This window comes from Maribacter luteus (assembly GCF_009674825.1).
GTDB lineage: Bacteria > Bacteroidota > Bacteroidia > Flavobacteriales > Flavobacteriaceae > Maribacter_A > Maribacter_A luteus.
Genome location: NZ_WKJH01000024.1, coordinates 284529 through 296404, shown reverse-complemented (window position 1 = coordinate 296404; position 11876 = coordinate 284529). Strand labels below are relative to the sequence as shown.

The 11876-nt window shown below is 38.8% G+C and carries 12 protein-coding genes; 7 read left to right on the top strand and 5 right to left on the bottom strand.

All coding sequences use genetic code 11. The annotated features are described in order from the left end of the window. Positions 1–43: 43 nt before the first annotated feature. Genes GJ691_RS15095 through GJ691_RS15080 form a run of 4 tightly spaced genes read right to left on the bottom strand, consistent with a single transcriptional unit; the run spans position 44 to position 2989 of the window. The gene (locus tag GJ691_RS15095) at positions 44–769 is read right to left on the bottom strand and encodes a head GIN domain-containing protein (protein WP_154368331.1); all 726 of its coding nucleotides are present in this window, start codon (positions 767–769) and stop codon (positions 44–46) included. A 35-nt stretch (positions 770–804) separates the two neighbouring features. Continuing rightward, positions 805–1893 (bottom strand): hypothetical protein, encoded by a 1089-nt coding sequence (locus tag GJ691_RS15090; protein WP_154368329.1) that lies wholly within the window; start codon positions 1891–1893, stop codon positions 805–807. Beyond that, entirely contained in the window at positions 1874–2434 is a 561-nt protein-coding gene (locus GJ691_RS15085) for a hypothetical protein (protein ID WP_154368327.1), read from the bottom strand. Before GJ691_RS15085 ends, GJ691_RS15090 begins: the two co-directional genes overlap by 20 nt. After that, the gene (locus GJ691_RS15080; protein WP_154368324.1) at positions 2435–2989 is read right to left on the bottom strand and encodes an RNA polymerase sigma factor; all 555 of its coding nucleotides are present in this window, start codon (positions 2987–2989) and stop codon (positions 2435–2437) included. Positions 2990–3206: 217 nt separating this feature from the next. On the opposite strand from GJ691_RS15080, the gene lon reads away from it, so the two are divergent. Beyond that, positions 3207–5657, top strand: coding sequence for an endopeptidase La (gene lon, locus GJ691_RS15075; protein WP_154368322.1), 2451 nt, complete (start codon positions 3207–3209; stop codon positions 5655–5657). A gap of 38 nt (positions 5658–5695) precedes the next feature. Continuing rightward, positions 5696–6403, top strand: coding sequence for a (d)CMP kinase (cmk, locus tag GJ691_RS15070; protein WP_154368320.1), 708 nt, complete (start codon positions 5696–5698; stop codon positions 6401–6403). A 31-nt stretch (positions 6404–6434) separates the two neighbouring features. Here cmk and GJ691_RS15065 read toward each other — a convergent pair whose 3' ends face one another. After that, positions 6435–6815 carry a LysM peptidoglycan-binding domain-containing protein gene (locus GJ691_RS15065; protein WP_154368317.1) on the bottom strand — a complete coding sequence of 127 codons (381 nt, stop codon included), beginning with the start codon at positions 6813–6815 and terminating at the stop codon, positions 6435–6437. Positions 6816–7077: 262 nt separating this feature from the next. Between GJ691_RS15065 and rpsA the strand changes: the two genes are divergently transcribed. The 5 genes from rpsA (at position 7078) to GJ691_RS15040 (ending at position 11840) form a co-directional block, all read left to right on the top strand. Then, positions 7078–8913, top strand: coding sequence for a 30S ribosomal protein S1 (rpsA, locus tag GJ691_RS15060; RefSeq protein WP_154368315.1), 1836 nt, complete (start codon positions 7078–7080; stop codon positions 8911–8913). Positions 8914–9059: 146 nt separating this feature from the next. Continuing rightward, on the top strand, positions 9060–9599 hold the full coding sequence (gene pyrR, locus GJ691_RS15055) for a bifunctional pyr operon transcriptional regulator/uracil phosphoribosyltransferase PyrR (protein WP_154368313.1): 540 nt from the start codon (positions 9060–9062) through the stop codon (positions 9597–9599). 3 nt (positions 9600–9602) lie between these two features. Next, positions 9603–10529 (top strand): aspartate carbamoyltransferase catalytic subunit, encoded by a 927-nt coding sequence (locus GJ691_RS15050; RefSeq protein ID WP_154368311.1) that lies wholly within the window; start codon positions 9603–9605, stop codon positions 10527–10529. Positions 10530–10535: 6 nt separating this feature from the next. Continuing rightward, positions 10536–10868: a ribonuclease Z gene (locus tag GJ691_RS15045; RefSeq protein WP_154368310.1), complete on the top strand. Its 333-nt coding sequence runs from the start codon at positions 10536–10538 to the stop codon at positions 10866–10868. Between the two features lie 66 nt (positions 10869–10934). Continuing rightward, positions 10935–11840: a ribonuclease Z gene (locus GJ691_RS15040; RefSeq protein WP_154368308.1), complete on the top strand. Its 906-nt coding sequence runs from the start codon at positions 10935–10937 to the stop codon at positions 11838–11840. The last annotated feature ends 36 nt before the right edge of the window (positions 11841–11876 follow it).

Genomic DNA, 11876 nt, shown 5'->3' with positions numbered 1-11876 from the left:
ACATGATTGTTATTCGCTTTTTGATGTGCCTGTTCAAAAACAGTTATGCTTTTGTAATATCCCCGGAACCGGAGGATTTTGTATTGACTTTTTCGGGATTTCCTTTATAGTGGATATCGCCAGAACCCGATACACGTGCTTTTAAACTTTTATTTGCTGTTACTTTTATGTCGGCAGACCCAGAAACCGTTGCATCTACATTGTCGGCCTCCAATTCATATGCCTTTATATCACCACTACCGGATATGGTTGCTTCAAAATCGGTCGTAGACCCACTTAACATGATGTCGCCGGAACCTGACATTGAAGCATCAATGCTGTTGGCCTCTATATCCAGGGTAATATCCCCGGAACCTGACATTGAAGTTTTAAAATCCCGGGTTTCAATAGTGGTTTTACCCACTATATCACCGGAACCGGAAAGGGATACCATACTAATACTTTCGACAGGTACGGTAATGAGTATACCGTTTTTCCAAGATGAGGGTTTTAAGTTCATGCCTTTTTCTACCTTAATGACCAATTTGCCATCCTTCACCTCTGTGATAATATGTTCCAAAAGGTTTTCCTCTCCTCTTAAAGATATATCACCTTCATTTCCCGCTACGAGATCAACGTCAAACCATCCTGAGACGGCAATCCCTTCATAATCTCCAGTAGATCGGTCTATGGTAACGACATTACCGTTTCCTTTTACTCTTTTGCCCCATTGTGCGGAACATGAAAATGTGAACATTGCGATTAACCCGAATAGTGCTATTTTTTTCATTACTTATGTTTTAAATCTTGAGTTTGTTTTTGATATTAATTTCTTTTGAATGATATACCCCCATATTCGCTATTGATCATGACCGAATTTCCACTGTTCGGGGATCCGTGATAACCTTTATAATAGCGATTGTTCGATTTTTCTGTACTAATGTTAATTTCAAAATCATCCTTACCACTGACCCCGGCGTACTCGGCCCGGATTTCAAAATCAAAGAAATATTGTGGGGAGTATCCAATTTTTATTCCGGTATAGTCAGAACTTATATGTAGGTTGCCGGCATCTGCTGCCATATCGTTTATCCGTAACGAACCATAGTCCGAATTAATATCCACATTGCCGTGAACGGTACCTAGTTTAACATTGATATAATCCCCATTGCCATCTACATTATGGGCTTCACCGACTTCTATATTCCCATAATCACAGGAATATTGAAGGTTCTCCATGCTAAGTATGGTAGAGTTGGTATAGTCTGCGTTGATTTTCAGGTTGCCGGCTTTATCGATAGTGAAACCTGAATAATCGGCTTTGATCTCCCCACTGTTTATATAACCTATACTCGATTTGGAGGTGTAGTCAAAATTCAGGTAATTGTTTCTTCCGTGAAGTTCCCCGATTTCCAATCGGCCATAATCACAGTTGATTTTGGCATGGCCGTCAATGCGGTCCAAAATAATATTACCGTAATCATTATCCAAGTGAACACTGTTTTTAACAGGTAATTTAATGGTGTAATTGATCTGCATGTTCACATTGCTATTGCCCCAGTTCCAACCCCAGCTACTCTTGTTTTTATTGAAGATGGTCTTAGCGGAAACCATTTCGTTCGAGGCTTCAAAGTCAACGGTTATATCGTCTAATTTTTTTTGCACCTTTTCTTCGTTATTGCCACTGGTTTTGATATGTACCTCGATGAGAATTCGATTTTCTTCCCAAGAAATGACATTTAGGTTGCCATAGCTGTTATTTACTTTCAGAAGGGCATTCGAGTTGACATTGTACTCTTTTTTAATGGTTTTTTCCTTGGAATACTTTCCTCTAAGTTTGCCATCGTTGGCAGCAAGGATCATCGGTGCTATGAAAAAAAGCACCGTTACGTATTTATATAGTAATATTCGCATTGTTCTGATTTTTTAAGTTCTTAATTGTTTCAATTTGATTGATGACATCTTGCAGGAGGTCTATCCGTGTTTGAAAGTTGGTTATCATTGCACTTAGAATCAGTTTGTCATTACCACCATTGATCAGGTCGGTTTCCAATTGTTTGTAATTGGCTTCCAGCTTTTTCAATTGTTCCATGGTGTCACTGATAATCCTTTGCGTTTCAGGGGAACTTTCATTTTCAAGTTGTTTTATCTGGTCTTCTATAAGGCTTGCAAAATAAACATGGGTATTACTTACTTCGGGTGATATCTGCGCAACTTGTTCATCCAAAGAAGGTTTTGTTGAATATATGCCTATTGCGATAAGGCAAAGCACGGCCACTGAAGCGGCAATCGATAAGGTTCTCCACCAATTCTTCTTCTTATTGTTAAGGGTGATTGTCTTCTCGGAATGTTCCAGTTTTTTAAGGAACCGTTCCCGATGTCCATATTGGGGTTCCTCGGTGTCGAAAGTACCTTCCAGACCTTTGAACAGTTCTTTTAATTTATCGTCTTCCATCTAATTCTCATTTATCATTTTTTTTCGTAAACTTTCCTTTGCCCTTGAAATCGTTGTTCGGCAATTGGCGTAACTTATATTCATTATTTCACTTATTTCTTCATAATCATACCCTTCTATTAAATATAAGGTCAAAGAAATTCTGTAATTATCTTTCAGTCGTTTCATGGTTTCCATCACTTTTTGAGCCTTCTGTCCGGTAAACACATGATCCGAAGCAACTCCATCATTATCTTCGACCTTGTACAATATATCATCTAACGCAACCTCATTTTTCTTTTGGTTTTTTCGATAGTGATAAATACTGTTGTTGATGACAATCCGTTTTAACCAAGAACCAAAGGTTACTTCACCTTTGAATGTATGCAGTTTCGTAAACGCGCTTAAAAACGATTCTTGCATTACATCTTCAGCTTCGGCACTGTCTTTTACAATACGCACCGATGTGTTGTACATGGCTTTGTAATAGCGATTGTAAATTTCCATTTGCGCATTTTGGTTTCCCTTTAGGCACAATGGAATCAAATCATCAGTATGTTCTTTTACTTGGCTCAAAAAAGTGATCGATTTGTTTTAAAGATGACCTAAATTACCCAATGTTACAGTTTAAAGAAAATATTTAAGGCTGTTGGCACAGGAATTGCCCATTAAGGGTAGTAATGAAACGTGCTGTAGCCTAAAAACAATGGCTTTGGACGAAATAAGATTTTTTTTAAACACCAAAAAATGCCTATTACTGTTGAATATATGACAGAATGGCCGAAAATATAATATGGGAGATTCTAATTTTTTAAATTTTGACAATATGTCCTTGCAAGGTATTGACCAAGATGCCGAATTAATACCGTTATTGACCCCTGAGGATGAAGAGGAAATGAACAATGAAGGTTTACCGGAAACCCTACCTATCTTGCCTTTACGAAATACGGTTTTGTTTCCTGGGGTGGTGATTCCGATTACCGCAGGTAGGGATAAATCAATCAAATTGATAAAGGATGCCAACAACGGTTCAAAGGTAATCGGGGTCGTGGCACAGAAAGATGAGCAAACCGAGAATCCCGGTATCAATGATATTCACACTCTTGGTACGGTTGCCCGTATTTTAAGGGTGCTTCAAATGCCAGATGGGAATACCACGGTTATTATACAAGGTAAAAAACGGTTCGAACTTGCAGAAGTACTTACCGAGGAGCCTTATATTACGGCCACGGTTAGGGAAACGTTGGAGGAACGTCCAGATAAGGACGGTCAAGAATTTTTGGCCATTATTGAATCTGTTAAGGAATTGGCCTTGAAAATCATAAAGGACAACCCTAATATTCCGAGTGAGGCCTCCTTTGCCATTAAGAATATTCAGAGTAATTCGTTCTTGATCAATTTCGTTTCTTCGAACTTAAACCTTGATGTAAAAGAAAAACAGGAGTTGTTGGAAATCGGGAACCTGAAGGATCGGGCATTGGCCACATTGAAATATATGAACATAGAGCTTCAGAAATTGGAATTGAAGAATGTTATCCAATCCAAGGTAAGGAGCGATATGGACCAACAGCAAAGGGAGTATTTCCTACATCAGCAAATGAAGACCATCCAAGAAGAATTGGGAGGGGTTTCCTATGATGAGGAAATAAGTGAAATGCGTGAAAAGGCCAAGGATAAGAAATGGAATGCCAAGGTGGCTGATCATTTTGAGAAAGAATTGGCGAAATTACAGCGAATGAATCCACAAGTGGCGGAATATTCCATCCAAAGAAATTATTTAGATCTGTTTATTGAGTTGCCATGGAATGAGTTTTCTGAGGATAAATTCGATTTAAAAAGGGCCCAGAAAATATTGGACCGTGATCATTATGGTCTCGAGGACGTAAAGAAAAGGATTATCGAGTATTTGGCAGTCCTTAAATTGCGTAACGATATGAAATCGCCCATACTTTGTTTGTACGGTCCTCCAGGGGTGGGTAAAACTTCTTTGGGCAAGTCCGTTGCCGAAGCTTTGGGTAGGGAATATGTTCGTATGTCGTTGGGTGGATTACGCGATGAGGCCGAGATTCGGGGTCACCGTAAAACCTATATCGGTGCCATGCCAGGTAGGATAATACAGAGTATCAAAAAAGCAGGAACATCGAATCCGGTGTTTATCCTTGATGAAATCGATAAACTGGCCAGCAGCCATCAAGGGGATCCCTCTTCGGCGATGCTAGAAGTATTGGATCCAGAACAAAACAGTGCGTTTCATGATAATTTCCTTGAAATGGGGTATGATCTATCCAAGGTTATGTTCATAGCTACGGCCAATACCTTGTCTACCATACAACCTGCCTTAAGGGATCGTATGGAGATCATCAATGTTACCGGGTATACGATAGAGGAAAAGGTAGAGATCGCGAAAAGGCATTTGTTGCCGAAACAGTTAAAAGAGCATGGATTAACTGCGAAAGACCTGAAAATAGGAAAACCCCAATTGGAGAAAATCGTAGAGGGGTATACAAGGGAATCGGGTGTGCGTTCACTGGAAAAACAGATTGCCAAAATGGTGCGTTATGCTGCTAAATCAATTGCCATAGAGGAAGAATACAATATTAAGATCAGTAATGATGATGTTGAGAAAATATTGGGGCCAGCCCGTCTCGAAAGGGATAAGTACGAGAACAATGATGTAGCGGGAGTGGTAACAGGACTCGCATGGACCAGTGTAGGAGGGGATATTCTTTTCATAGAGTCTATCTTATCAAAAGGGAAGGGGATGATGAACATTACCGGGAATTTAGGTAAGGTTATGAAGGAATCGGCCACCATTGCGATGGAATATATAAAATCGAACGCCGAAAATTTCGGTATAGATCCTGCGGTTTTCGCAAAATACAATGTGCATATTCACGTACCTGAAGGGGCGACGCCCAAAGATGGTCCAAGTGCGGGTGTAACCATGTTGACTTCTTTGGTTTCCTTGTTTACCCAAAGAAAGGTAAAGAAAAGCTTGGCGATGACGGGAGAGATTACTTTACGAGGAAAAGTGCTTCCGGTCGGGGGTATCAAGGAAAAAATCTTAGCTGCAAAAAGGGCAAGGATCAAAGAGATCATCCTGTGTGAGGATAATAGAAAGGATATCTTGGAAATAAAAGAGGATTATCTAAAAGGACTTACCTTCCATTATGTTACTGACATGAGTGAGGTTATAGACCTGGCCATTACAAAACAAAAAGTAAAAAACGCAAAAAAGCTTTAATGTTTTAAGGCTTCCGATTTTCTGTTTATTTTTAAGGTATGGAAAAAATCACCATTGCGATCGATGGATATTCATCAACGGGTAAAAGTACTATTGCAAAGCAATTGGCTAAGGCCCTAAATTATATTTATGTGGACACAGGTGCCATGTATAGGGGTGTAACGCTTTATGCCATGCGTAATGGTTTTATTAGTGAAACTTCCAATGATTTGGAGGGCTTGATTGCTGCCTTGGACAATATTGACCTGCGTTTTGTTTATAATGAAACCCTAGGTTTTGCCGAATTGTTCTTGAATGATGAGAATGTTGAGCGTGAAATCAGGACTATGGAAGTCTCAAGATTGGTAAGCCAGGTAGCGACTGTTGAGGAGGTGCGTGAAAAATTGGTGGCCATACAACAAAGAATGGGATTGGAGAAAGGCATAGTTATGGATGGTAGGGATATCGGTACGGTTGTTTTTCCTGATGCCGAACTAAAGATCTTTATGACGGCTTCCCCTGAAAAAAGAGCCACGCGAAGGTACAAGGAGTTATTGGATAAGGGAGAGGAAGTAAAGTACAGCGAGGTCCTGAAGAATGTGGAACATAGGGATTATATTGATTCCCATCGGGAAATATCACCCTTGAAAAAAGCGGATGATGCCATTGAGTTCGATAATAGTGACATGGGGTTAGAAGACCAATTCTCTAGGGTTTTGGATTTTGCGAATCGCGTAATCAACAAACAAAAAAAAGACGTTCATTAGAACGTCTTTTTTAATATATGTTACCTTAGCCTTATAAGTTTGGAATAACCAATACTTGATCAGGATGAATTACATCCGGATTTTTTAAGATACCGGTGTTTGCTTCGAATATTTGTTTGTATTTCATTGGGTCGCCATAATATTGCTTTGCGATCTTACTTAAAGATTCACCACTTTTGACCGTGTGTCTGTGAAATACGGATTCATCGGCAACAGTGATATTGGCTTTTAAATCAGAAGGTGATTGTCCTCCTATTTCCTTTATCTTATCCCAAAGAAGGTTTTTTTCATATTGAGTATTGGCCGTGCCCTTAATTTTCAATACGCCATTCTCTTCAGTAACGTTTCCGTCCTTGATGGATAATTCTTCGCCAAGATCTAAAACTGGCTGATATTTTGCTTTAACGCTCATAGTTGTAATTTAATTACGGTTAATATTTATAGGGACAATATAAGAATTAATGCCATATTTTAGAAAAAAATGGATGAAATACTCCATTTTCACTAATCCAAGGGCTCTGATTGTTTGTTAATACATAATAAAATCGTAGTTTTGCACACCTTTTTTACAAAGAATCGAGAGGAAAGAGGTAGAAAACAAAAATTCATATAACATCTTCTGTAGTAATTGTTTAACTCTTGTGGCACTACGGAATACAAATTTAAATCAGCAAATGGCTGAAGAAAAAGCAACAAATCCAGTAGAAGAAACTACTGAAGCTACTCAAGAAACAAAGGTGGAAACACCTGTACAGGACCCTAAAGAGTTTTTAGAAAACTTTGATTGGGAAAAGTACGAACAAGGCATTGAACGTGTAGAAGACTCTAAACTTCAAGAGTTTGAAACATTGGTTGCCGAAAATTTTGTCGATACAGCAGATGAAGAGGTTGTTGAAGGTACCGTAGTGTACTTGACCGATAGGGAAGCTATTATCGATATCAACGCTAAATCAGAAGGCGTTATCTCCTTGAACGAATTTCGTTATAACCCAGACTTGAAAGTAGGGGATAAGGTAGAGGTATTGATCGATATCCGTGAAGATAAAAGTGGTCAATTGGTACTTTCGCACAGAAAGGCCAGAACCATTATGGCCTGGGATAGGGTCAATGCGGCTCACGATAAGGAAGAAATCGTTAGTGGTTTCGTAAAATGTAGAACTAAAGGAGGTATGATCGTCGATGTATTCGGAATCGAAGCTTTCTTACCAGGTTCTCAAATCGATGTTAAGCCAATCAGGGATTACGATCAGTATGTAAATAAAACAATGGAATTCAAAGTTGTTAAGATCAACCATGAATTCAAGAACGTTGTTGTTTCACATAAAGCTCTTATCGAGGCTGATATTGAAGAACAGAAAAAAGAAATCATCAGTCAACTTGAAAAAGGTCAAGTACTTGAAGGTGTTGTTAAGAACATTACTTCTTACGGTGTCTTTATCGACCTTGGAGGTGTTGATGGACTTGTACATATTACCGACCTTTCATGGAGTAGGATCAACCACCCGAACGAGGTTGTTGAACTAGATCAGAAATTGAATGTTGTTATCTTGGATTTTGATGAAAACAAATCAAGAATCCAATTGGGTCTTAAGCAATTGGAGAAACATCCTTGGGATGCCTTGAGCGAAGACATTAAAATAGGTGACAAAGTAAAAGGTAAAGTTGTAGTTATAGCTGATTACGGTGCATTTATCGAGGTTGTTGAAGGTGTAGAAGGATTGATCCACGTTTCTGAAATGTCATGGTCTACCCACTTACGTTCAGCCCAAGACTTCGTAAAAGTTGGTGATGAGGTTGAAGCTGTAGTATTGACCTTGGATCGTGAAGATCGTAAAATGTCACTTGGTATTAAGCAATTGACACCAGATCCATGGACTGATATTACTACAAAATACCCTGTTGGATCTAGACATAAAGGAATCGTTAGAAACTTTACCAATTTCGGAGTATTCTTGGAATTGGAAGAAGGTATCGACGGTTTGATCTATATCTCTGATCTTTCTTGGACCAAGAAAATCAAACACCCATCAGAATTTGTAACTGTTGGTGATACATTGGAAGTGGAAGTATTGGAATTGGATGTTGAAGGACGTAAACTAAGTTTAGGTCACAAACAGACTACCGAGAACCCATGGGACAAATACGAAAGCGAATTTGCAGTTGGTACCGTTCATAAAGCGGCCATTACAGATATCGTTGATAAAGGTGCAACGATAGACTTTAACGAGGATATCACGGCATTTGTTCCACAACGTCACTTGGAAAAAGAAGATGGTAAGAAAGTTGGTAAAGGCGAAGAAGCTGAATTCAAGATCATTGAATTCAATAAAGACTTTAAGCGAGTTGTTGCAAGTCATACCGCGATCTTTAGAGAAGAAGAACAACGTAATGTCAAGGCAGCGGTCAAAAGACAAGCCGCCAGTGCTGATGAGGCTAAACCTACTTTAGGGGATGCTAACGAAGCATTACAAGCGTTGAAAGATAAAATGGAAGCTAATTCTAAAAAGTAATAAGCTCCTGTTTAATAGAACTTCCTGTGTAATCGGGAAATTAAAAGCCCTGACAAATTTGTCAGGGCTTTTTTGTTTGTCTTTTGATAAACGAATATTTACAAGAATTCCCTATTTTTGTCTAACAAAAGTGTTGCTGGCCTACTATGAGTCAAAAAGTACTACTCTCTTCAAAAGAAATTAATATCATCTTACATAGATTGGCTTGTCAATTGTTGGAAAATCATCTCGATTTTTCAGAAACCGTATTGATCGGTATTCAGCCACGGGGAACGTTCGTAGCGGAAAGACTTACAAAGATACTTAAGGAAGAATATAAGGTTAAGAAGATAGACGTTGGCTTTTTGGACATTACTTTCTATCGTGATGACTTTAGGCGCGGAGATAAACCACTTGAGGCCAATCAGACCAAAATCGACTTTTTGGTGGAGGATAAAAAAGTGGTATTAATCGACGATGTTCTTTATACAGGAAGAAGTATACGAGCTGCTTTGACCGCCATACAATCTTTTGGAAGACCTTCGGAAATAGAACTGTTGACCCTGATAGATCGCCGTTTCAGTAGGCATTTACCCATACAACCAACTTATAGGGGGCGCCAAGTAGATGCTATTAATAATGAAAAGGTTGTTGTAATGTGGGAGGAGAATGACGGTAAAGATCAAATATATCTGATAAATAAATAAACAATGAGCGAACTGAGTGTAAATCACTTACTGGGTATTAAATATATCAACGAGAAAGATATTCAGCTCATTTTTGAAACCGCCGATCATTTTAAGGAAGTCATTAACCGTTCTATAAAAAAGGTACCTTCTTTACGTGATATCACTATAGCCAATATATTCTTTGAAAATAGTACAAGAACAAAATTATCGTTCGAGTTGGCAGAAAAGCGACTTTCTGCTGATGTCATTAATTTCTCTGCGGGCCAGTCTTCCGTAAAGAAAGGGGAAACCTTGATCGATACGGTGAACAATATATTATCGATGAAAGTGGATATGGTGGTCATGAGACACCCCAATCCAGGAGCAGGCATATTCCTTTCCAAACATGTGAAAGCGGCCATAGTAAATGCCGGTGATGGCGCACATGAGCATCCTACCCAGGCATTGCTGGATTCATTTTCAATCCGAGAGAAATTCGGTGATGTAGCCGGTAAGAAAGTTGTGATCGTAGGTGATATACTCCATTCCAGAGTTGCCCTATCCAATATTTTCGCTTTAAAATTACAGGGGGCACAGGTAAAAGTCTGCGGACCTAAGACATTGATGCCCAAACATATAGAATCATTGGGGGTAGAGGTTGAGACCGATTTGAGGAAAGCCTTGAACTGGTGCGATGTTGCGAATATGCTCCGAATACAAAATGAACGATTGGATATTAGTTATTTCCCGACAACAAGGGAGTACACCCAACAATTTGGGGTAAATAAAGCTTTTTTGGATTCATTGGACAAAGAAATCGTAATCATGCACCCAGGTCCGATAAATAGAGGGGTCGAAATTACAAGTGATGTTGCGGATTCAAAACAATCTATTATCTTGAACCAGGTTGAAAATGGCGTTGCCATACGCATGGCAGTTATTTATCTCTTGGCTTCCAAAATAAAATAAAAGCATATGATTTTTGATAAGGACGGTACCACTACCATCGTATTCCAAGAAAATATTTCCATTAAGGAGTTTTTAAAAAATCTTGAAAAAGGATATCCAAAGCTTAAGAACGACAATATAATCCTTAACCTGTTTTCTTTCTCAAAACTTACCTCAAGTGATATTTTGGAATTTTTACCTATTTCCAACTTACATAGGGAGTCGGGAAAATCTTTTGTATTGGCTACCGAAAAGGTTTCTTTTGACGAAGTTCCAGAGGAGTTATGTGTGGTGCCGACCATACAAGAAGCAAAAGACATCATTGAAATGGAGGAAATAGAGCGCGATTTGGAGCTTTAACTATTATTAGGTAATAATTGGTAATAGTTCCTTTTTAAACCTTTAACTTTCATTTTTTAAATTTTTATGAAATTACATATTCTTGGTTGCTATGCAGCTACACCACGTACTTTGACCAACCCGACCGCACAGGTGTTGGAAATAAAGAACCATATGATATTGATAGATTGTGGTGAAGGTACGCAAGTGCAACTGCGAAAACATAAGGTCAAGTTTTCCAGGATCAACCATATTTTTATTTCGCACCTTCACGGTGATCACTTTTTTGGTTTACCTGGACTAATTTCAACTTTCCGGCTTTTAGGTCGCGATAAGGAGTTACATATTTACGGACCGAAAGGGATAAAGGAGGTGATTACCCTAATGCTTAAATTAGGTGATTCATGGACCAATTATCCACTTCTCTTTCATGAATTAACGTCGAAAGAACCTGAACTTGTCTTTGAGGACGAAAAAATTACAGTAGAAACGATACCCTTGAACCATCGGGTGTATACCAATGGTTATCTTTTTAGGGAGAAATTAGGGGAACGAAAATTGAATATCGAAGCTGTAGCGAAATATAAGATAGACAAGTGCTATTATCAAAATATCAAGAATGGCAAGAATATTACTTTGGATAATGGCGAATTGATCCAAAATGAGGTTCTGACCTTTGATCCCGCAACACCCAAAAGCTATGCCTTTTGCAGCGATACGAGTTATTTACCGCAAATCATAGGGCAAATACAAAAGGTACATACCTTATATCATGAGTCAACATTTTTGGATTCTGAAGCGCATTTGACAACCAAAACCAAGCATGCCACTGCAAAAGAAGCGGCTACAATAGCCTTAAAAGCAGAAGTAGGTACATTGATTTTAGGTCACTATTCTACCCGTTATAAATCCATTGAAATGTTTAAGGATGAAGCGATGGAGATTTTTCCCAATGTGGAGTTGGGAGAAGATGGTAAAGTGTTCGAGTTGTAACTGAACATTACCACGCAACCATTATTCAAAAAGGTA

Coding starts and splice junctions, on each gene's coding strand:
- GJ691_RS15050 (WP_154368311.1), top strand. CDS start 9,603: ATGAGCGAACTGAGTGTAAATCACTTACTGGGTATTAAATATATCAAC.
- lon (WP_154368322.1), top strand. CDS start 3,207: ATGGGAGATTCTAATTTTTTAAATTTTGACAATATGTCCTTGCAAGGT.
- rpsA (WP_154368315.1), top strand. CDS start 7,078: ATGGCTGAAGAAAAAGCAACAAATCCAGTAGAAGAAACTACTGAAGCT.
- GJ691_RS15090 (WP_154368329.1), bottom strand. CDS start 1,893: ATGCGAATATTACTATATAAATACGTAACGGTGCTTTTTTTCATAGCA.
- GJ691_RS15045 (WP_154368310.1), top strand. CDS start 10,536: ATGATTTTTGATAAGGACGGTACCACTACCATCGTATTCCAAGAAAAT.
- GJ691_RS15065 (WP_154368317.1), bottom strand. CDS start 6,815: ATGAGCGTTAAAGCAAAATATCAGCCAGTTTTAGATCTTGGCGAAGAA.
- GJ691_RS15085 (WP_154368327.1), bottom strand. CDS start 2,434: ATGGAAGACGATAAATTAAAAGAACTGTTCAAAGGTCTGGAAGGTACT.
- cmk (WP_154368320.1), top strand. CDS start 5,696: ATGGAAAAAATCACCATTGCGATCGATGGATATTCATCAACGGGTAAA.
- GJ691_RS15040 (WP_154368308.1), top strand. CDS start 10,935: ATGAAATTACATATTCTTGGTTGCTATGCAGCTACACCACGTACTTTG.
- GJ691_RS15095 (WP_154368331.1), bottom strand. CDS start 769: ATGAAAAAAATAGCACTATTCGGGTTAATCGCAATGTTCACATTTTCA.
- pyrR (WP_154368313.1), top strand. CDS start 9,060: ATGAGTCAAAAAGTACTACTCTCTTCAAAAGAAATTAATATCATCTTA.